We start from the raw sequence: 19,762 nt of genomic DNA, 5'->3' as shown, positions 1-19,762 counted from the left end.
GCCCGCTCGCGGAGCGGGCTCGCGGACAGTCCACCCACCCACCCGCCTGGCCGCAAGCGGCGGGCTTAACCAACGCCAGCAGACACACACCGACATGGACCACCTGATTAAAAAGCAAGCCTGGGACGCGCTGTTCAACGATCCGGAACTGGGCGCCGGCAATTTCCTGTTCAAGGCCCACGCCGCCTACGGCGGCAGCCGGGAAGACTATCTGTTCCTGGAAAAGCCTTTTATCGGCCCGCGCGGCAACGCCTATCAGTCCTTTTCCCTGGACAGCCTGTTCCATCTGGTGAGCGATCTGGCGGCCTGGTACCGCCAGCAGGGCATCCAGGCCGGGCGGCATGTCTGCTTGTTCCTGGGCGACGGCATTCCGTCCTTCCTGCACTTCCTGGCGCTGGGCAGCCTGGGCTGCGTGCCGGTGCTGATCAACGGCCATCTGCGCGCCGACATCGCGGCGCTGTACGCGCAGCGCAACCGCTTCGACGTGTTCGTCTACGACAAGGAAACCGACGCGCGCTGGGACCTGGCCGGCGCGCTGCGCGGCCTCACCGCGCTGGACGCGGGCTTCAACGCCGGCGCGGCGGTGGCGCTGGCGCCGTTGCCGGCCTCCGGCTGGCCGGCGGCGGTGAAGGACGAGGACATCGTGATGGTGTGCCACAGCTCCGGCACCACCGGCATTCCCAAGGCGGTGCTGTTCGGCCACGCGCAGTTCTTCAACGGCAAGCGCGAGCGCCTGCGCGGCTTCGTCGAGCAAGACGAGGACAAGCTGGCCACGGCGATGCCGCCCACCCACGCGGCCGGCATCAGCTATCTGATGACGGCCACCATGCTGCAATTGCCGGCGCTGGCGCTGGCGACGCAAACCGGCCAGGTGGCGGCCAATCTGATCGCCAGCTTCCAGCCCACCATCGTCACCGCGTTCTCGCAGACTTACGCTTCCTTCGCCGAGCTGAACCTGCCGGACGGCTATTTCGACTCGGTGCGCCGTTATTACAACACCGGCGACACCGCGCACGAGGCGCATATCCGCCAACTGCTGCGCCTGGCGCCGCGGGGCCGCTTCACCGATATGTTCGGCGCGTCCGAGCTGGGCATGTCGCAGTTCTTCAAGGTGTCCACGCCGGAGCAGGTGGCCAGCAAGCGCACCGTGGGCGCGGCCGCGTCCTACGCGCGCTGCGACGTGCTCACTCCGCAGGGCGAGCTGTTGCCGGACGGCCAGCCGGGCTATATCGGCGTGCGTTCCCCCACGGTGACGCCGGGCTATTACGGCCAGCCGCATCTGACCGCGCTGACCACGCTGAACGGCTACTGGCTGACCGGCGACATCGGCCTGCGCCTGGACAACGGCGAGTTCGTGCACCTGGACCGCATCGTGGACGCGGTGCCGACGCCGCTGGGCGAGCCGGCCTATACCTTGCTGCTGGAAGAGCATTTGCTGAGCCATGCGGATTTGTTCGACGTCAGCGTGATCGGCGTTTCGCGCGGGCCGACGCGCGAAGAGGCGGTGCTGGTGCTGGCGCGCGGCAAGGCCGGCGCGGCGCTGGACGCGGACGAGGTGCTGCGCCAGGCGCTGGACTGCTTCCCGTTCAAGGGCCGCGGCGCGCTGCCGGACTACACCGTGTGCGTGGGCGTGCTGGGCGACGATTACGCGCTGCCGGTGGGCTCCACCGGCAAGGTGCTCAAGCGCGTGGCGCGCGAGCAGTTCTGGAGCTGGCAGCGCGACTACGACGACGGCCTGCGCGAGGTGTTCAGCGCGCTGCGCTGGAACCAGTCGCTGGACCGCCAGCCGGAGGCGGCGGCGGAGCCGCAAAGCCTGCTGGATTACCTGAGAGGCTGACCGATGGCGACGACGGAGCACCTGGAAGCGCTGGAGCAGGCGTTTCAACAGCGGATAGACGACGGCGAAAAGATAGAGCCGCAGGACTGGATGCCGGAGGCCTACCGCCGCACCTTGCAGCGGCAGATGGCGCAGCACGCCCATTCCGAATACGTGGGCATGTTGCCGGAGGGCGCCTGGATCACCCGCGCGCCCAGCCTCAGCCGCAAATGCATCCTGCTGGCCAAGGTGCAGGACGAGGCCGGCCACGCCCAGTATCTGTACAGCGCGCTGGAGAGCCTGGGCCTGAGCCGGGAGCAGGCTTACGGGCAGCTGCTGGCCGGCGAGGCCAAGTATCTGAATATTTTCAATTATCCGGCCTTGAGCTGGGCGGACGTCGGCATGATCGGCTGGCTGACCGACGGCGCCGCCATCGTCAACCAAGTGCCCTTGTCGCGCTGTTCCTACGGCCCGTACGCCCGCGCCATGGTGCGCATCTGCCAGGAGGAGAGCTTCCACCACCGCCAGGGTTTCGATCTGGTGCGGCGGCTGGCGGAGGGCACGCCGGCGCAGCGGCGGATGGCGCAGGACGCGCTCAACCGCTGGTGGTGGCCGACGGTGATGGTGTTCGGCCCGCCGGACGAGGATTCGGTGCACTCGCAGCGCTCGATGCGCTGGGGCGTCAAGCTGTATTCCAACGACACCCTGCGCCAGAAGTTCGTCGATCAGACGGTGCCGCAAGTGCTGCATCTGGGCCTGACGGTGCCGGACCCGGATCTGCGTTTCAACCCGGACACCGGGCATTACGAGATCGGCCGCATCGACTGGGATGAATTCAACCGGGTGATCCGGGGCCAGGGCCTGTGCAACCGCGAGCGTCTCGCCAGCCGTCGCCGGTCCTGGGACGAGGGCGCCTGGGTGCGAGAAGCCGCCGCCTGCCACGCCGCCAAGCTGGCGGCGGGGCCGCAAGGAGAACGAGATGCATGAGTGGAAGCTGTGGGAAGTGTTCGCGCGCAGCCAGAACGGCGTGGCGCACCGCCACGTGGGCAGCGTGCAGGCCAGCGACGCGGCGATGGCGCTGCAGCACGCGCGCGACGTGTTCACCCGCCGCGGCGAGTTCGTCAGCCTGTGGCTGGTGGCCGCCGAAGACCTGGTGAGCAGCGGCGAGGTGGAGCGCGCGCCGTGGTTCGAGACCGCGGCGGACAAGGGCTTCCGCCACGCCACCTATTACGAGGTGCCAGAGGGAGTGCAACACCTGTGACCCTGCATCCGGAATTGAAAAACCTGCGCGCGGAATACCTGCTGCGCCTGGGCGACAACGCGCTGATCCTGTCGCAGCGCTTGTGCGAATGGTGCGGCCACGCGCCCACGCTGGAAGAAGACCTGGCGCTGAGCAATGTGGCGCTGGACCTGCTGGGCCAGGCGCGGCTGTGGCTGGACGCCGCCGGCCGCGGGCTGACCCCGCCGCAGAGCGAGGACGATCTGGCCTACGGCCGCGACGCCCAAGCCTTCCGCAACGTGCTGCTGGCGGAGCTGACCCGCGGCAATTTCGCCGACACCCAGATGCGCCAGTTCCTGTTCGACAGCTGGCATTGCCTGCTGCTGCGCGAGCTGTCGGATTCGGCGGACGCGGAAGTGGCCGCCATCGCCGCCAAGGCGTTGAAAGAGGCCACTTACCACCTGCGCCGCAGCAGCGGCTGGGTGGTGAGGCTGGGCGACGGCAGCCGGCAAAGCCGCGAGTTCTGCCGGTTGGCGCTGGAGCGCTGCTGGCATTACGTGGGCGAATTGTTCGAGATGGACGAACTGGAGCAGGCGATGCTGGCCCAGGGCGTGGGTTGCGATCTGGCCGCGCTGTACCCGGAATGGCTGGCCTACGTCAACGAAGTGCTGGCCGCGGCCACGCTGGAGCCGCCGCGCGCGGCGCCGGCGGTCAGCGGCGGCAAGCGCGGCGCGCACGGCGAAGCGCTGGTGGCCCTGCTGATGGAGATGCAGTTCCTGACCCGCGCCCATCCGGGAGCCGGCTGGTGAGCCGGGTGCACGGGCTGGAGGTGCAAAGCGGCACCGAGCGCGTCTGGGAATGGCTGGCCGGCATTCCGGACCCGGAGATGCCCTATGTCTCCATCGTGGACCTGGGCATCGTGCGCGACGTGCGCTGGGAGGACGACGCGCTGCGCGTGGTGGTGACGCCCACCTATAGCGGCTGCCCGGCCAAGGCGCAGATAGACAGCAATATCCGTCAGACCCTGCAAGACCGGGGCGTGGAGGCGGTGCGGCTGGAAACGCGGCTGCACCCGGCCTGGAGCACGGACTGGCTCAGCGAAAGCGGCCGGTCCAAGCTGCGCGCCGCCGGCATCGCCCCGCCCTTGCCGGCGGAGCCGGGCTGGCAGCGCTTGAGCTTCGTCGCCGTCGCCGCGCCGCGGGTGTCCTGTCCGCGCTGCGGTTCCGACGCCACCCGCCCGCAGGGCGAATTCGGCGGCACCGCCTGCAAATCGCTGTACCAGTGCGAGGCCTGCCGCAATCCGTTCGAGCACTTCAAGAGTTTATGAGGAAGCCGTCATGCCGCAGTTTTACCCTTTGCAGCTGACCGAGATCCAGCGCGACACGCCGGACAGTCTGCTGTTGACGCTGGAGCCGTCGGAAGAACACCGCGACCGCTTCCGCCACGAGCCGGGCCAGCATCTGACCCTGCGCGCCTGGCTGGACGGCGAGGAAGTGCGCCGCAGTTATTCGCTGTGCAACGCGCCGGACGCGCCCAAGCTGCAGCTGGCGATCAAGCGGGTGGCCGGCGGCCGCTTCTCGCAATGGGCGCACGATAGTTTGGGGCCGGGCGCGATGCTGGAAGCCTTGCCGCCGTCCGGCCGCTTCGGCCTGCCGGCGGCGCCGGAAGCGGCCCGCCATTACGCCGGTTTCGCCGCCGGCAGCGGCATCACCCCGGTCTTGTCCATCTTGCAGGCCACGCTGCTGCGCGAACCGCTCAGCCGCTTCACCCTGGTTTATTGCAACCGCAATCTGGCCTCGCTGCAGTTCCGCGAAACGCTGGCGACGCTGAAGGACCGCTACCCGGCGCGGCTGTCCCTGGTCTATCTGTTCAGCGCGGAAGAGCAGGAGATCGAGCTGTTCAACGGCCGGCTGGACCGCGAGCGCTGCCTGGCGCTGTTGCGCGGCTGCCTGCCGGCGGCCTCCATCGACCACGCTTACGTTTGCGGTCCGGCCGGCATGATGGCGGCGGTGAGCCAGGCGCTGAGCGAGAGCGGCCTGCCGCCGGAACGCGTCCGCAGCGAACACTACGCCGCGGCCCCGGCCGCCGGCCCGGCCCGCGCCGAGCGCGCGCTGGCGGACAGCCCGGAGCGGGTGCGGGTGACGGTGAGGATGGACGGCATGCAGCGCCAGGTGGAACTGGGCGCGCCGGTGGACAACCTTTTGGACGCGCTGCTGCAAGCCGGCGTCACGCCGCGCTACTCCTGCAAGGCCGGCGTTTGCGCCACCTGCCGCTGCCAGGTGCTGGCCGGCGAAGTGGACATGGAGGCGCCGCACGCATTGGCGCCCGAGGAGGTGGCCGCCGGCTATGTGCTCAGCTGCCGCAGCCGCCCGCTGACTTCAACACTGGCGCTGTCATTCGACTGATCCGCGCCTAAGGACACACATCATGACCTCTCAAAACGCCCTGTCCCGCTGGGCGCTGACCCTCTATTGCCTGGCCACCGGGTTTTCCGTGGCGGCGGTGGTCTACCACCAATCGATGACGCAGCTGATCGCCGTCTCCTTCGGCCTGTCCGCGGACTCGCTGTGGGGGCTGTCGGTGGCCACGCAGTTCGGCTACGGCGCCGGCCTGATCCTGGGCTTGCCGCTGGGCGACATGATCGCGCCGCGCCGGCTGATCCCCGCCACCATGCTGGCGCTGGGCGCGGTGCTGCTGCTGGTGGGCATCGCCCCGTCGCCTTGGCTGATGGTGCTGCTGTGCGGTCTGGCCGGCCTGCTGTCCATCGCTGGCCAGCTGTTGCTGGCCTACAGCGCCAAGGCGCTGGCGGCGGAGCAGCGCGGGCGGGTGGTGGGCAGCCTGCTCACTTCCTTGTTCGCCGGCCTGCTGCTGGCGCGGGTGCTGGCCGGCTGGGGCGGCGAGCACATCGGCTGGCGCGGCATCTATCTGACGGTGGGCGCCCTGACCTTCGTCATCGGCCTGGCGCTGCGCGGCTGCATCGGCGAGGTGCCGCTGGCCGGCCAGCTGCGCTACGGCCGCATGCTGAGCCAGCAGGGCGCTTTGTGGCTGAAGCTGCCGGAGCTGCGCCGGCTGGCGCTGGTGGCCGCCTGCTTCTTCGCCGCCTCCAACGGCATCTGGGCCAATCTGTCCTCGCTGACCCATGCCACCCTGAACTGGAACGCCGGCCAGACCGGCCTGCTGGCCTTCACCTCCATCGCCGCGCTGCGCGCGCCGTGGCTGGCGCAATGGCTGCAGCGCCGGCTGGACTGGCACGGCGTGATCGCGCTGCTGGGCGTCGGCATCGCCGCCACCTCGCTGGCCGGCGTCTGGCTGGGCAGCCAGGTGCTGATGATCGTGATCTTCCTGATGGTGACCGATCTGGGCGTGCGCTCGGTGCAGACCATCGCCCAGGGCCGGGTGCTGGGCATAGACCCCGCCGCCGCCTCGCGGCTGAACAGCCTGTTCATGACGGTTTTCTTCTTCGGCGCCGCGCTCGGTTCCTGGTTGGGCGGCGTCGCCATCCACCGGCTGGGCTGGGCCGGCATGTATCTGTTCCCGGCGGCCTGCGCCGCCGCCGGGCTGCTGTTCCTGAGCTGGCGCAACCCGGCGCTGCGCTTTGCCCGGGCCTGATTTCGCAACACCGCAACACCTGGACGCCGCGGCGCTTTCCGCGCCGCGAACCGCACACTTCGATTGGGAGATGGACATGGAAGCATTGTTGGAAAAAAGCGGCAGCAAGACCCCGTTGATCGCAGGCATGAGCCTGATCTGGGCCGATTGGCTGAAAGAGGAAGACCTGCAGGGCCTGGTGGAACACCCGCTGCTGCAAGCGCTGGAACGCAATGAGGCCAGCCTGGCCACCGTGCGCACCCTGCTGGTTCAGCACAGCCATTACTCGCGCCACTTCACCCGCTATCTGTGCGCGCTGATGGGCCAGCTGAGCGACCCGGCCGACGTGATGGCGCTGATGGAAAACATGCGCGAGGAAATGGGCGTGGACGGCGGCAGCGCCATCACCCACGCGGAAATGTTCCAACGCACCTTGCGCGTAGTGGGCGCGGCGCCGGCCTCGCACGCGCCGCTGCCGCAGACCCTGGCGATGGTGGACACCATGATGGGCCACTGCCAGTCCTCGGACGCGCTGGCCGGCCTGGCCGCGATGTGCCTGGGCGCGGAAGCCATCGTGCCGCTGATCTACCGCCCCATCCTGCAAGCGCTGCAACACCACGGCTTCGGCGAGGACGCCACCGAGTTCTTCAGCCTGCACATCGAGGAAGACGAAGACCACGCGCTGACCATGCTGGCCATCATGCAGCGCCTGACCCTGGACCAGGACGCGCGCCGCGAGCAGGCCATCGCCGTGGGCCGCGAGCTGATCGCCCGCCGCGTGGCGATGTTCGACGCTATCTGGGCGCATTGCCAGGCGCAGCCGGCCGCCGCGCCCGCCGCGGCCCCGGCCGGCCATTTCTCCTCCGCCGATTTCTGGCGCGTGCCCAGCCAGTTGCAGGCCCAGCTGCCGGCGCGGCTGAGCCACGAGCAGGTGATGGCGGCCAGCCAGGGCGGCGACCAGGCCTTCTCCTCCGAGCGCAAGCACAAGGTGCACATCGTCGATCTGCCCAGCCGCACCATCAGCCTGACCATAGGCCGGCTGGAAGAGGGCGAGTCCACCCGCCTGCACCGCCACAACTACGAGACGGTGATCTACGTCACCCAGGGCCAGGGCTATTCCCGCATCGGCGACCGCCAGGTGCCGTGGCGCGCCGGCGACGCCATCTACGTGCCGGTCTGGGCCGAGCACCAGCACGTCAACACCGGCGCGGAGGAGTGCGTCTACCTGGCCTGCGAGAACGCGCCCTTGTTGCAGAACCTGGGCGGCATCGCGCTGCGCGAAGAACTGAGCGCCTGAAGCCCGGCCGCGTCTCCCGCCCCCCGGGCGGCGCGGCCCGCCAGCCTTGCCCGGCGCAAGCGGCTCTTGCCGGGCGGGCTTTTCCCAATCAGCACCCGATAAACGAGATCACGATGCTGACACTATCCAAAGCCTGGAGCCCAAGCAGCTGGCAGGCGAAACCGCACACACAAATGCCCGATTACGACGACGGCGCCGCGCTGCATGCCGTGCTGTCGCGTCTGAGCGCCTATCCCAATCTGGTGCCCTCCGCCGAAATCCGCCGGCTGCGCGCCGCGCTGGCCGGCGTGGCGCGGGGAGAGGGCTTCGTCATCCAGGCCGGAGACTGCGCCGAGCGCTTCGCCGGCTTGCGGCCGGACGTGCTGGGCGGCCACTACCGCCTGCTGGAACGCATGGCCGCGGACCTGGGCCAGGCGCTGCAACGCCCGGTGCTGCGCATCGGCCGCATCGCCGGCCAGTACGCCAAGCCGCGCAGCCAGCCGCAGGAAGCGCTGGGCGGATTGAGCCTGCCCAGCTATCGCGGCGACATCATCAACGGCGTGGAATTCGCCGCCGCCGCGCGCGCCCACGACCCGCAGCGGCTGGAATCCGCCTATTTCCACGCCGCCGCCAGCCTCAACTATCTGCGCGGCCTGGACCGCGAGGCCGCGCCGCGCGACAGCGGCTACTACGTCAGCCACGAAGCGCTGCTGCTGCCCTATGAACAGGCCCAGCTGCAGCAGGACGAGCGCGGCGACTGGTATTGCGGCTCCGGCCATTTCCTGTGGGTGGGCGAACGCACCCGCCAGCTGGACGGCGCGCATTTGGAATTCCTGCGCGGCGTGAACAATCCCGTTGGCGTCAAAGTGGGCCCCGGCATGGAGCGCGAGGAACTGCTGCGCCTGATCGACGCGCTGAACCCGGACAACGAGGCCGGCCGGCTGACCCTGATCACCCGCTTCGGCGCGGCGCAGATCCAGCGCCTGCCGACGCTGCTGGACGCGGTGCGCGCCGAAGGCCGCCAAGTGCTGTGGCTGTGCGACCCGATGCACGGCAACGGCGTGCAAGCGGCCAACGGCGTGAAGACCCGGCGCTATGAAGACATCTTGGCCGAGGTGGAGGCCTTCCTCGCCGCCCACCGCGAATGCGGCAGCCACGCCGGCGGCGTGCACCTGGAATTGAGCGCCCTGGACGTGACCGAATGCCTGGGCGGACCGGAGGCGCTGGCCGAGGAAGACCTGGGCCGCGCCTACCACAGCAGCTGCGACCCGCGGCTCAATCCGCGTCAGGCGCTGGCGCTGACAGACCGCTTGATCGCCGCGCTGACCCAGCCCTCGGGCGCGGCGGCGCGGCCGGCGCAAGACGTCGCCGCGCCGGAACCGCTGATCAATCTGGCCGAGCGCCTGGCCGCCAGCCGGCCGGACAGCGACCGGCTCTGCTTCGTCGGCCCCGGCTTCAGCCTCAGCTACCGCCAGCTCAACCGCGCGCTGCGCCGTCAGGCCGCCTGGCTGCAAACCGAAGGCGTGGCCGCCGGCGAGCGCGTGCTGATCGCGCTGGACGACGGCCCGGAGCTGGCGGTGGCCTTTTACGCCGCGCTGGCGGTGGGCGCGCTGCCGGTGGTGGCCAATCCGCGGCTGGACGCCGCCTCGCTCCACCACCTGCTGGCCGACGCCGCTCCGGCGCTGTGCCTGGGCCAGTCCTCGCAGATCGCGGTGTGGCCGGCCGCGGCCAAGCTGCGGCTGCTGGACGCCGGCGCTCATCTGGAATGGCTGGCCGGCGACAGCCCCGACGACGATTGGGACGATTTCGCGCGCCAGCCGGAAGACGCGCCGGCGCTGATCCAATACACCTCCGGCAGCACCGGCCAGGCCAAGGGCGTGGTGCACAGCGCCCGCTCCATGCTGGCGGTGTGCTCGCACTTCGCCGCCGGCCAGCTGCGGCTGGGCGCGGACGACGTGTTGTACTCGGTGCCCAAATCCTTCTTTGGCTACGGCATGGGCAACAGCCTGTTCTTCCCGCTGTATCTGGGCGCTTGCGGCGTGCTGGACGGCGCCTGGCCGTCGGCCGAACGCGTGGCCGGCGTGCTGCGCCAGTTCCGCCCCACCGTATTGTTCGCCGTGCCCACCCTGTACCGGCTGCTGCTGGAACACGGCCTGGAGCCGTCCGACGTGGCGATCCGGCTGGCCTTCTCCGCCGGCGCCCCGCTGTCCGCGCCTTTGGCGCGGCGCTGGCGTCAGCGTTTCGGCTTTGATCTGCACGACGGCATCGGCGCCACCGAAATGTGCCATGTGTTCGCCACCAGCTATCCGGACGCGCTGCGCGCCGGCAGCGTCGGCCGCATGTTGCCGGGCTGGGAGGCGCGCATCGTCGACGCCGACGGCCGGGACGCGCCGGCCGGCGAATGCGGGGTGCTGCTGGTCAAGGCGCCCAGCCGCGCGCTGGGCTACTGGCGGCGTCCGCAGGAGGAGCAAGAGCGCTTCCAGGACGGCTGGTATCGCACCGGCGACCTGTTCAGCCGCGACGAGCACGGCTATCTGAGCTTCCACGGCCGCGAGGACGACCGCTTCAAGGTGTTCGGCCGCTGGGTGGTGCCGGTGGAAATCGAAAACCTGCTGGCCGCGTTGCTGCCGGAATTGGGCGACGCCTACGTGGTGGCCGCGCCGGACCGCGACGGCGAAGCCCGCCCGGCGCTGATCCTGCGCGCCGGCGACGACAGCGAGGCGCTGGCGCGCCTGGTGCACGCCACGCTGGAAGCCCATCTAGAAAGCTATAAGCGCCCGGCGTTGGTGCTGGCGCTGGAGGAGATTCCGCTGAACAAGAACGGCAAGCCGGACCGGCGCGCGATGGCGCAGTTGGCCGCCCGGGAGCAGGCGGAGCGCAAGGAGGAAAAAGTATGCTGAGCGAAGAGGCGTTTCTGCGTTACGGCGACCACGGCTTCTGCCTGGCGCCGCTGTGGCGGACCCTGCCGCTGCCGGCGGGCGCGGACCCGCTGGCGCTGTACCAGGCGCTGGCCAACCAGGGCCAGGACTATCTGTTTGAAACCGGCCACTGGCGCGACGGCGCGTTTCAGCGCGCTTATTCGGTGATCGGCCTGCCCTGCCGCGAGCGGGTGGAACTGGACGAAGGCCGGCTGCGCCATTGGCGCGACGGCCAACTGCTGCGCGAACTGGAGTGCGAGGATCCGCTGGCGGAGCTGGCCAAGCTGCGGCAGGGCTGGACCGCGCCGCATTTCAGCGCCTTGCCGCCGTTTTCCGGCGGTCTGTTCGGCTATTTCGGCTTCGAAACCACCCGTTTGATCGAGCCGCGGCTGCGCCGCCAGCCGCGCAAACCCTCCGGGCTGGCGCTGCCGGACGCCTTGCAATGGCTGAGCCTGGACTTGCTGGTGTTGGACCACCAGCAGGCCAGCGTCTACTGCATCGTCCACGAATCCACCGAGGCGGCCGGTTACGCCCGCGGCCAACAGCGCTTGCTGCGGTTGTGCGAGCAAACCCGCGCGCTGCTGGCGGAGCCGTCCGCGCCGCCGCCGGCTTTCGCCGCGGACGCGACGGCGGACCCCGCCTTGGATTACGCCTTTGCGCGCGAGGACTTCCAGCAGGCGGTGGGCCGGATCAAGGACTACATCGCCGCCGGCGACGTGATGCAGGTGGTGTTGTCCCAGCGCATGAGCCAGCCCTTCGCCGCCGACGCGCCCACGCTGTACCGGGCCTTGTCCGGCCTGGGCGAAACCCCCTACCGCTATCTGCTCAATCTGGGCGACGCCCAGATCGTCGGCGCCTCGCCGGAAATGCTGTTCCGCCAGCAAGACGAGCGGATCACCAGCCGGCCCATGGCCGGCACCCGCCGGCGCGGCGCGGACGCGGCGGAAGACCAGGACTTGCGCCGCGAACTGCTGGCCGATCCCAAGGAAATCGCCGAACACATGATGCTGGTGGACCTGGCGCGCAACGACCTGGGCCGGCTGGCCGAGCTGGGCAGCGTGCAAGTGGACGAACTGCTGACCGTGGAGCCCTTCTCCCACGTCATGCACATCGTTTCCACCGTGTCCGGCAAGCTGCCGCAACAGGCGCAGGCGCTGGACGTGCTCAAGAGCACCTTCCCGGCCGGCACCCTCAGCGGCGCGTCCAAGGTGCGGGCGCTGGAAGTGATCGCCGAGCTGGAGCCGCATTCGCGCGGCGTCTACGGCGGCTCCATCGGCTATATCGGCTGGCGCGGCAACGCCGATCAGGCCATCACCATACGCACCGGCGTGCTGCAAGACGGCCGGCTGCACGTGCAGGCCGGTGCCGGCGTGGTGCAGGACTCGCTGGCCGAGCGCGAATGGCAGGAAACCCTGGAAAAAAGCCGGTTGATGCTGCTGGCGGCCAAGCTGGCCACGGCGGCGGCGCGGCAAGAGGAGGCGATATGCATTTGATGATCGATAACTACGATTCCTTCACCTACAACGTGGTGCAGTACCTGGGCATGCTGGGCGCCGACATCATGGTGAGGCGCAACGACGAGATCAGCCTGGAGGAGATGGAAGCGCTGCGGCCGCGCTCGCTGATCGTCTCGCCCGGACCCTGTTCGCCCGCCGAGGCCGGGGTGTCGCTGGCGGCGATCCGCCGCTTCGCCGGCCGCCTGCCCATCCTCGGCATCTGCCTGGGCCACCAGTGCATCGCCGCCGCCTTCGGCGCGCAAGTGCGCCGCGCCGACGAAGTGCTGCACGGCAAAGTGTCGCGCATCCATCACGACGGCGAGGGCCTGTTCGAAGGCCTGGCCGACGGCCTTAAGGTGGCGCGCTACCACTCGCTGGTGGCGGACGCGCTGCCGGAGGAACTGGTCGCCACCGCCTGGGCGCTGCGCGCCGACGGCGGCCGGGGCGAGATCATGGCGCTGCGCCACCGCAGCCTGCCCATCCACGGCCTGCAGTTCCATCCGGAATCGGTGCTGACCGAACAGGGGCTCAGCATGCTGGGCAATTATCTGCGGCTGGCGGAGCGCGCCGCGCAAGCGGAAACCGAAGCCGTCTGACCCACACAAGGGGCGGCGAGGGCCGCCCACGCCAAGAAAGCGACAAGATGCAAGACCCCCATTTTTCCAAGGCCTACCCGATACGCTTCTCCCACTGCGATCCGGCCGGCATCGTTTACTTCCCGCAATACCTGGTGCTGAGCAACTGGCTGGTGGAAGACTGGTTCACCGAAGGGCTGGGCATCAGCTTCGCCGACTTCATCGGCCCGCGCCGGCTGGGTCTGCCCATCGTCAAGCTGGACTGCGAATTCCTGCGCCCGTCCCGCCAGGGCGACCAACTGACGCTGCAGCTGCGCGTGGCGCGGCTGGGCGGCAGCTCGCTGACCCTGGACATCGAAGGCCACGCCAACGGCGAACTGCGGCTGCGCTGCCGCCAGGTGCTGGTGCACATCTCGCTGGACAGCGGCGCCGCCATCGACGCCCCGGCCGACGTGCGCGCCGCCTTGAGCGGCTTGCTGGAGGAGGCGGCGGCATGATGCAAATCCTGCAACCGCCGGAATGGGCGCGCCCGCGCGGCTACGCCAACGGCATCGCCGCGCGCGGCACCCTGGTGTTCACCTCCGGCCAACTGGGCTGGGACGCGGAAGAAAAGCTGGTGGGGCCGGGCTACGCCGAGCAGGCGACCCAGATCCTGAAGAACATCGTGGCGGTCCTGGCCGAGGCCGGCGCGCGGCCGGAGCACCTGGTGCGGCTGACCTGGTATGTGTCCGACCGCGACGCCTATTTCGCCGAGGCCCGGGAAGTGGGCCGCGCCTACCGGGAGCTGATCGGCCATTTTCCGGTGATGAGCGCGTTCCAGGTGGCGTCCTTGATGGTGCCGGGGGCCAAGGTGCAGATCGAGGCGACGGCGGTGATTCCGGATTGAGGCTTGCTGGGCCGGATGGGGCCCTTGGGCGACGCCCGCCAAGCCCCGCCGTTTTCAACGCCGTATCGACGACGCGCGGCGGATCGTAAACAGGTTCTCAGCCGCCCGACGGCAAGGACCGGCCTTCCAGGCATAGGCGCAGATTCCGCGCCTGTTGCGCGGCCTGCTCCGGCGTGGCCACGTTGGCGAAACCGAACAACAGCCCCTTGCCGCAATCCGCCTCCAGCGCCCGCGCCGACAGCGCGGCGATGCCGAAGCGTTCGCGCTTGGCGCGCTGCGCCAAGGCGATGTCGTCCTCCGAGCGATCCAGCCGCGCCAGCAAATGCAGGCCGCAGGCCGGCACGTCGAAACTCATCCGCTCGCCGAACGCCTGCCGCAGACTGGCGATCACCAGCTCGCGGCGCTGCGCGTAGGCGGAGCGCATCTTGCGCAGATGGCGGATGAAGTGGCCCTCCTGCATGAAATCCACCACCACCCCCTGATTCAACAGCGGGCAGCCGTCGTGCCAGGTGTGGCAGGCGGCGTTGAAGCGCGTCAGCAGGGGCTTGGGCACCACCAGATAGGCCAGGCGCAGCGCCGGGCTCAACACCTTGCTGAAGCTGCCGACGTAGAGCACGTTGTCGTTGGCTCCCAGGCTGGCCAGCGCCGGCTGCGGCCGGCCGTCGTAGCGGTATTCGCTGTCGTAATCGTCTTCGATGATGAAGGCGTTGTTGTGCTCGGCCCAGGCCAGCAGTTCCAGACGCCGCACCAGGGACAGCGACACTCCCAGCGGGCTTTGATGCGCCGGGGTCACCAGCGCGAAACGGGCGTGCGGCGCCCTCTCCTTGGCGACGGCCACCTGCATGCCGTCCCGGTCCACCGGCACCGGCACCAGCTCAGCGCCCATTTCCGCCATCAGGTGGCGGCTGGGCGGGAAGCAGGGATCTTCAATCCACACCTGGTCCAGCGGCCGCAACAAGGTGCGGCCGATCAAATTCAGCGCGCCGCGGTAGCCGGCGGTGATGAAGACCTGTTGCGGCGAGCAGTCCAGCCCGCGCGACAGGTGCAGATAGGCGGCGATGGCCTCGCGCAGCGGCCCGTAGCCGGCCGGCTGAGGGTAGGACAGAAAACGGTTTTGCAGCCGCAGCTGGCGGGTGTTCAGGCTGGCCCAAAGCTTGCGCGGGAACAGGTCCAGCGCCGGCAAGCCCAGTTGATAGGGCAGGGGCTGCCAGTCGGAGGCGGAATCGAACAAGGACAGGCTGGCCGGACGCGGCGCCGGCGCGTCCGCCGGGCGGGGCTGCTGCATGCGCACTTCCGCCAGCCGCGGCGACACCACGGTGCCGGCCTGGCCGCGCGCCTCCAGATAACCTTCGCCTATCAATAATTCGTAAGCCAATTCCACGGTATTGCGCGACACTTGCAGCTCGCCGGCCAGCGCGCGTATGGACGGCACCCGTTGTCCCGGCGTCAGGCTGCCCTGGCTGATGGCCTGGATGAAGCGTTGATACACTTGGCGGTACAGCGGCAGCGCGTCGTCCTGACTGGATAGCTCCGGGGCGGCAAGGCCGGCGCTCACGTCGGCGCTCCCGCGCGCGGACAGGGGGATAAGAAGGGGGCTTGCGGCAACTGAGGCATGGCGGCTTCCTGAAAGCGGTTTAGTTTGAAAGTCGATAGCCGTTGCAGAATCAATTCTGACATTTGCTGTCATCATTAAAAACAAAACAATATGCCTATGTCAAATTAAGATTCCGCGGCCGCGCCCTCAGACCGGGGAAACATCCGCCCGGCGCGGCGGTCAAGCATTAGACGCGACGAATTCATTGAGGCAAGGAGAGCAGTGTGTTGACCATGGGGTTTCTGAGCTGGTTGTTCGGCGATGAGAATCTGATGTCCCTGCTGGCGCAGAACTGGGCGCTGGGGGTGTGGATCGTGGCCGCCATCGTGTTTTGCGAAACCGGCCTGGTGGTCTTGCCCTTCCTGCCCGGCGACGGACTCCTGTTCGCCACCGGCGCCTTGCTGGGCGCGCAGGGCGTGTCGCCGTGGTGGCCGATGGGGCTGATCACGCTGGCGGCCATCCTGGGGGATTTGCTGAATTACAGCATCGGCCGTTCCGCCCTGGGGCAGACGCTGATCCGGCGCGGCTGGGTCAAGCCCCAGCATCTGGCCAAGACCCAGGCTTTTTTCGACCGCTACGGCGCGCCCACCATCACCATCGGCCGTTTCGTGCCCATCGTGCGCACGGTGGCGCCGTTTCTGGCCGGCTTGTCCGGCATGTGTCCGCGCCGCTTCGCCTGCTACAACGTGTTGGGCGCGGTGATCTGGTGCGGCGGGCTGGTGTCCATGGGCTACTGGCTGGGAGCGATTCCGTGGGTGCAGGACAATATGCTGTGGCTGGTGCTGGGCATGGTCGCGCTGCTCTTGCTGCCGCCCTTGTGGCAGTGGCGGCGCAGCCGCCGGAACGGCTGATTCCGGCTCAGCGCGGTCCGAGCAGCTGCTGCAGCGCGGCCGCCGCGGGCGCGCCCTGGACTTTTTGCAGCCGGCCCTGGGCGTCGCGGTAGAAGGAGGCCGGGGTGGCGAACACGCCGAAGCGCTCCATCAGCCGCTGGTTGACCGCCAGTTTGGCGCCGACGGCGGCCGGCGGCTTGGCCAGCGGCCGCACCGAATCGCCGGCTTCGTGGCGCGCCAGCGCGGCGGCCGGGTCCGGCGCGGCCAGGAGGGCGGCGGCCTTGGCCGGGCTGTCCTCGGCCAGCAGGCCCACCAGGATGTGGCGGATCTGGACCTTGCCGGCCTGGACCCAGGGCCGGGCGTCCCGCCAGAGCTGCCGGCAATACGGGCAGTTGGGATCGGTGAAGGTGTAGACCACGCGCGGGGCCCCGTCCTTGCCGTCGGCGATCCAGTGGCTGCTTTCCAACTGTCGCCACAGCGCGGCGCCGAACTGCCGGTCCAGCAGCTCGGGCTTCCATTTGTCGCCGCGGGCGTCGGTGACGTTGCCGACGATGGCCTGTCGGCCGTCCGGGGTCAGGTAGACGGCCTGCGGCCGGCCCAGGTAGAGCGCGGCGTAGCCGGTCAGGCCGGAGGGGCCGGGAAAGCTGCTCAGGACTTCATAGCCCTGGGCTTCCAGCGCCTGAATGGGCGCCGGCCAGGCTTGGGGCGGCGCGGCGTGGGCGCTCAGGCTCAGCCAGAGCGCCAGCGGCGCCAGGCCGCGGATCAGCGGTGCGTTCATGTTTATTCCTTGGAAGCGGGCGCGCCGCCCAGCAATTGCAGCTTGCTGGCCAGAGTGGCTTCGGACAGTTCGCCCAGATGTATGGTTTGCAATTGGCCGCGGGCGTCGAAAAACAGCGTGGTGGGCAGCGCCGCCGAGCCGTACTCCCGGCCCAGGGCGCCGGCCGGGTCCAGCAGCACATGCCGGAGCCGAAGCGGCTGCTTGTGGAAGAACTCGCGCACCGCGACTTCGTCCTCGCCCTGATTGGCGAAGACGAAGCGCACGTCGGTCCTTTGCCGCTGGGCGTCTTGCAGCAGCGGCATTTCCCGCAGGCAGGGCGGGCACCAGCTGGCCCAGAGATTGAGCACCATGGGCTTGCCGCCGGCCAGCGCCGGCAGCGAGGCCGGGGCGCCGTCCAGTTGCGGCAGCACGCGGGCGGACAGCGAGGCCTTGGTTCGCCCTTCTTGCAGCGCCGCGCCGCCGGCCCAGACCAGCGCGCCGCTCAGGATGGCGACGGCCAGCGGCCGGCGCAGCTCCGGCCGACGCCAGCCGCGCCACGCGGCCAGGGCGAGCGCGGCGGCGACGCCGGCCCAGGGCAGGAAGCCGCCGTCGCGCAGATCCAGCACCGCCAGCGGCCGCTGCGAGTACAGCGAAAACCAGTACAGCACGAAGCCGACGCGCGCGGCGACGAAGCCCCACAGCAGCATGTCGTTGAGGTGGGCCGCCACGCTGACGCGGCGGCCGCGGCCGGCGAGCAGGCCGACGCCGTGGGCGGCGAGCCAGGCGGCGGCGATGATGGCCAGGCTGACCGGAATGGCCAGCGGGCCAAGGTTGAAAGCAAGCATGGTTCAGTCCTGTGCCGCGCGGAGCGGGGTGGCGGAGGCTATTTTTTTAAACGTTTGAATAGACTGGGTCCTTTCCAAAAGATTCAGCGGGCCCGCCGCGCCTGGCTCAGGCGTTCGAGAAAGGCGTCCGGGCCCAGCGCGCCGACGATGCGCTGGGCGCGGCGCTCCTGGCCGTCCGGGCCGATCAGCAACAGCGTGGGCGGTCCTATCACCTGGCGCGAGGCCAGCAGCGCGGCGCTGTCCGGGCCGGATTCGGTCACATCGGGCCGCAGCAGCGTCATGCCGGCCAGCGCTTGTCGCACGAGGGGATCGCCAAACACCTTGTGCTCGATTTCCTTGCAGGCCACGCACCAGTCGGCGTAGTAGTCCACCAGCACCCAGCGGCCTTGGCGCGCGGCCTCGTCCAGGCCCTGTTGCAGCGCGCGGACATCGCGCACGGTGACGAAGCCGAGTTGTTCCATGTCGGTGGCGGGCGCGGCCGCGGAGGAGACGAAGGCGAGCGGCCGCAGCGGATCGCTTTGCCCGGCGGCCGCGCCGATCAGCATCGCCGCCGCCCACAGGCCCAGCAGCGCCGCCGCGCCGCGCAGCGTCCATTGGCCGGGGCTGGCGCGCCAGGGCCGGCTCAGCGTCAGCAGGCCGACGGCGACGGCGAACAGCCACGCGCCCCACAAGGCCAGGCTGGCCGCCGGGGGCAGCACGCGGTCGAGGAACCAGATGGCCATGCCCAGCAGCAGGAAGCCGAACACCGCTTTGACCCGGTTCATCCACAGGCCGGGACGCGGCAGCAGTTTGGCCCCCAGCGCGCCCACCAGCAAGAGCGGCACGCCCATGCCCAGGCCCATGGCCAGCAAGGCCAGGCCGCCTTTGAGCACGTCGCCGCTGTCGCTGATGTAGAGCAGGGCGCCGGCCAGCGGCGCGGTCATGCAGGGGCCCACCAGCAAGGCGGACAGCACGCCCATCGCCGCCGCGCCGCCCAGGGTGCCGCCGCGCTGGCGCTGGCTGGCCATGGCCAGCCGGTCGCGCAGCGCAGCCGGCAATTGCAGCTCGTAAACGCCGAACATGGCCAGCGCCAGCAGGATGAACAGCGCGGCGAACAGGCCCAGCGCCCACGGCGTTTGCAGCGCGGCCTGAAGATTGGCGCCCATGCTGGCGGCCAGCGCGCCCAGCGCCGCGTAGGTCAGCGCCATCGGCAGCACAAAGGCCAGCGCCAGGACCAGGCCGCGTCGCGGCGTGGCGCCGCTGCCGACGATCAGGCTGCTGAGAATGGGCACCATGGGCAGCACGCAGGGGGTGAAGGTCATCAGCAGGCCCAGGCCGAAGAAGGCCAGCAAGACCCAGCCGACGCCGGATTGCGCCAGCCGCGCCGCCAGCGCCTGGTCTTCGCCCAGGGCCGGCGCGGCGGGGGCCGTGCCGGCAAGCCCCGCCGTGGCGGTTTTAACGGCCTGGCCGCCGCCGGACAGTTCGACGACGCGATGCTGCGGCGGATAGCACAGCCCTGCTTCGGCGCAGCCCTGCCAGCTCAGCGCGAGGCGGCGCGCCTGGCCGGCCCGCACCAGCAGTTCCAGCCGCTGGTAATACACCTCGGATTCGCCAAAGAATTCATCATGGATGGTTTTGCCGGCCGGCATCGCCGGCGGCGGGACGCTGCCGGCGGGTTCGGCCGCGATCTTGATATTTTTGCGATACAAATAATAGCCGTCGCGGATGTCCCAGCGCAGGCGGACCTGGCCGTCGCCCAGCTCGCTGACGCTGAGGCGGAAGGCCTGTTCCGGCGGCAGAAAGCCGGTTTGCGCCTGGACGGCGGGCATCCAGAGGAAAAGCAGCAGCAACAGGCTGCGGAAAATAAGCGGCATTGCGGTCTCCATGGCGATGAATGCCCACAGCCTGGGCGCCGGGGATTAAGCCGCCGTTAACAATGGGATAATCCGTTGCCGGCAAGCTGGCGGCGACAAGGAGGCGGGA

18 protein-coding genes are annotated in these 19,762 nt (G+C 69.6%); 14 read left to right on the top strand and 4 right to left on the bottom strand.

Annotated features, from left to right (window positions below):
• Window positions 1-94: 94 nt before the first annotated feature.
• From QUG03_RS19820 to QUG03_RS19760, 13 genes are all read left to right on the top strand, one after another.
• Complete coding sequence (locus tag QUG03_RS19820) at window positions 95-1,837, top strand: class I adenylate-forming enzyme family protein (RefSeq protein ID WP_474455282.1); 1,743 nt, start codon at window positions 95-97, stop codon at window positions 1,835-1,837.
• 3 nt (window positions 1,838-1,840) lie between these two features.
• The gene (gene paaA / locus QUG03_RS19815) at window positions 1,841-2,803 is read left to right on the top strand and encodes a 1,2-phenylacetyl-CoA epoxidase subunit PaaA (protein ID WP_474455283.1); all 963 of its coding nucleotides are present in this window, start codon (window positions 1,841-1,843) and stop codon (window positions 2,801-2,803) included.
• On the top strand, window positions 2,796-3,077 hold the full coding sequence (gene paaB / locus QUG03_RS19810; RefSeq protein WP_019104274.1) for a 1,2-phenylacetyl-CoA epoxidase subunit PaaB: 282 nt from the start codon (window positions 2,796-2,798) through the stop codon (window positions 3,075-3,077). The genes paaA and paaB overlap by 8 nt, the downstream gene beginning before the upstream one ends.
• A complete protein-coding gene (paaC, locus tag QUG03_RS19805; protein WP_166451508.1) occupies window positions 3,074-3,844 on the top strand; it encodes a 1,2-phenylacetyl-CoA epoxidase subunit PaaC in 771 nt (256 codons plus the stop codon). Before paaB ends, paaC begins: the two co-directional genes overlap by 4 nt.
• Window positions 3,841-4,362, top strand: coding sequence for a 1,2-phenylacetyl-CoA epoxidase subunit PaaD (gene paaD / locus QUG03_RS19800; RefSeq protein WP_199225965.1), 522 nt, complete (start codon window positions 3,841-3,843; stop codon window positions 4,360-4,362). The genes paaC and paaD overlap by 4 nt, the downstream gene beginning before the upstream one ends.
• Window positions 4,363-4,372: 10 nt before the next feature.
• A complete protein-coding gene (locus QUG03_RS19795) occupies window positions 4,373-5,440 on the top strand; it encodes a 2Fe-2S iron-sulfur cluster-binding protein (RefSeq protein WP_500820754.1) in 1,068 nt (355 codons plus the stop codon).
• A 22-nt stretch (window positions 5,441-5,462) separates the two neighbouring features.
• Window positions 5,463-6,644 carry an MFS transporter gene (locus tag QUG03_RS19790; RefSeq protein ID WP_500820753.1) on the top strand — a complete coding sequence of 394 codons (1,182 nt, stop codon included), beginning with the start codon at window positions 5,463-5,465 and terminating at the stop codon, window positions 6,642-6,644.
• Window positions 6,645-6,720: 76 nt separating this feature from the next.
• Window positions 6,721-7,920: an iron-containing redox enzyme family protein gene (locus tag QUG03_RS19785; RefSeq protein WP_199225966.1), complete on the top strand. Its 1,200-nt coding sequence runs from the start codon at window positions 6,721-6,723 to the stop codon at window positions 7,918-7,920.
• Window positions 7,921-8,033: 113 nt separating this feature from the next.
• On the top strand, window positions 8,034-10,799 hold the full coding sequence (locus tag QUG03_RS19780; RefSeq protein WP_500820752.1) for a 3-deoxy-7-phosphoheptulonate synthase: 2,766 nt from the start codon (window positions 8,034-8,036) through the stop codon (window positions 10,797-10,799).
• The gene (locus QUG03_RS19775; RefSeq protein WP_500820751.1) at window positions 10,793-12,310 is read left to right on the top strand and encodes an anthranilate synthase component I family protein; all 1,518 of its coding nucleotides are present in this window, start codon (window positions 10,793-10,795) and stop codon (window positions 12,308-12,310) included. Before QUG03_RS19780 ends, QUG03_RS19775 begins: the two co-directional genes overlap by 7 nt.
• Window positions 12,301-12,909, top strand: a complete 609-nt coding sequence (locus QUG03_RS19770; RefSeq protein WP_227106229.1) for an anthranilate synthase component II — start codon at window positions 12,301-12,303, stop codon at window positions 12,907-12,909. The genes QUG03_RS19775 and QUG03_RS19770 overlap by 10 nt, the downstream gene beginning before the upstream one ends.
• Before the next feature lie 47 nt (window positions 12,910-12,956).
• Entirely contained in the window at window positions 12,957-13,385 is a 429-nt protein-coding gene (locus tag QUG03_RS19765; protein WP_107801437.1) for an acyl-CoA thioesterase, read from the top strand.
• The gene (locus tag QUG03_RS19760; protein ID WP_500820750.1) at window positions 13,382-13,774 is read left to right on the top strand and encodes a RidA family protein; all 393 of its coding nucleotides are present in this window, start codon (window positions 13,382-13,384) and stop codon (window positions 13,772-13,774) included. Before QUG03_RS19765 ends, QUG03_RS19760 begins: the two co-directional genes overlap by 4 nt.
• Before the next feature lie 97 nt (window positions 13,775-13,871).
• Here the strand turns inward: QUG03_RS19760 and pdxR are convergent, their stop codons facing one another.
• Entirely contained in the window at window positions 13,872-15,329 is a 1,458-nt protein-coding gene (gene pdxR / locus QUG03_RS19755; RefSeq protein WP_199225968.1) for a MocR-like pyridoxine biosynthesis transcription factor PdxR, read from the bottom strand.
• 272 nt (window positions 15,330-15,601) lie between these two features.
• Between pdxR and QUG03_RS19750 the strand changes: the two genes are divergently transcribed.
• Window positions 15,602-16,219 (top strand): VTT domain-containing protein, encoded by a 618-nt coding sequence (locus QUG03_RS19750; protein WP_227108502.1) that lies wholly within the window; start codon window positions 15,602-15,604, stop codon window positions 16,217-16,219.
• Between the two features lie 7 nt (window positions 16,220-16,226).
• Here QUG03_RS19750 and dsbG read toward each other — a convergent pair whose 3' ends face one another.
• From dsbG to dsbD, 3 genes are all read right to left on the bottom strand, one after another.
• Complete coding sequence (gene dsbG, locus QUG03_RS19745) at window positions 16,227-16,976, bottom strand: thiol:disulfide interchange protein DsbG (protein ID WP_500820749.1); 750 nt, start codon at window positions 16,974-16,976, stop codon at window positions 16,227-16,229.
• Between the two features lie 2 nt (window positions 16,977-16,978).
• Entirely contained in the window at window positions 16,979-17,800 is an 822-nt protein-coding gene (locus tag QUG03_RS19740; RefSeq protein WP_500820748.1) for a TlpA family protein disulfide reductase, read from the bottom strand.
• 83 nt (window positions 17,801-17,883) lie between these two features.
• Complete coding sequence (gene dsbD, locus QUG03_RS19735; RefSeq protein WP_500820746.1) at window positions 17,884-19,653, bottom strand: protein-disulfide reductase DsbD; 1,770 nt, start codon at window positions 19,651-19,653, stop codon at window positions 17,884-17,886.
• Between the last annotated feature and the right edge of the window lie 109 nt (window positions 19,654-19,762).

The sequence above is a fragment of the Chromobacterium sp. CCUG 30098 genome, assembly GCF_059916605.1.
The sequence above is the reverse complement of the archived record's forward strand: the minus strand, read 5'-3'. Positions and strand labels throughout refer to the sequence as shown.

Bases quoted from the DNA above. Each gene is read 5' to 3' on its own strand.
- QUG03_RS19820 (WP_474455282.1), top strand. From the start codon at position 95: ATGGACCACCTGATTAAAAAGCAAGCCTGGGACGCGCTGTTCAACGAT.
- paaA (WP_474455283.1), top strand. From the start codon at position 1,841: ATGGCGACGACGGAGCACCTGGAAGCGCTGGAGCAGGCGTTTCAACAG.
- paaB (WP_019104274.1), top strand. From the start codon at position 2,796: ATGCATGAGTGGAAGCTGTGGGAAGTGTTCGCGCGCAGCCAGAACGGC.
- QUG03_RS19795 (WP_500820754.1), top strand. From the start codon at position 4,373: ATGCCGCAGTTTTACCCTTTGCAGCTGACCGAGATCCAGCGCGACACG.
- QUG03_RS19790 (WP_500820753.1), top strand. From the start codon at position 5,463: ATGACCTCTCAAAACGCCCTGTCCCGCTGGGCGCTGACCCTCTATTGC.
- QUG03_RS19785 (WP_199225966.1), top strand. From the start codon at position 6,721: ATGGAAGCATTGTTGGAAAAAAGCGGCAGCAAGACCCCGTTGATCGCA.
- QUG03_RS19780 (WP_500820752.1), top strand. From the start codon at position 8,034: ATGCTGACACTATCCAAAGCCTGGAGCCCAAGCAGCTGGCAGGCGAAA.
- QUG03_RS19775 (WP_500820751.1), top strand. From the start codon at position 10,793: ATGCTGAGCGAAGAGGCGTTTCTGCGTTACGGCGACCACGGCTTCTGC.
- QUG03_RS19770 (WP_227106229.1), top strand. From the start codon at position 12,301: ATGCATTTGATGATCGATAACTACGATTCCTTCACCTACAACGTGGTG.
- QUG03_RS19765 (WP_107801437.1), top strand. From the start codon at position 12,957: ATGCAAGACCCCCATTTTTCCAAGGCCTACCCGATACGCTTCTCCCAC.
- QUG03_RS19760 (WP_500820750.1), top strand. From the start codon at position 13,382: ATGATGCAAATCCTGCAACCGCCGGAATGGGCGCGCCCGCGCGGCTAC.
- QUG03_RS19750 (WP_227108502.1), top strand. From the start codon at position 15,602: ATGGGGTTTCTGAGCTGGTTGTTCGGCGATGAGAATCTGATGTCCCTG.
- dsbG (WP_500820749.1), bottom strand. From the start codon at position 16,976: ATGAACGCACCGCTGATCCGCGGCCTGGCGCCGCTGGCGCTCTGGCTG.
- QUG03_RS19740 (WP_500820748.1), bottom strand. From the start codon at position 17,800: ATGCTTGCTTTCAACCTTGGCCCGCTGGCCATTCCGGTCAGCCTGGCC.
- dsbD (WP_500820746.1), bottom strand. From the start codon at position 19,653: ATGCCGCTTATTTTCCGCAGCCTGTTGCTGCTGCTTTTCCTCTGGATG.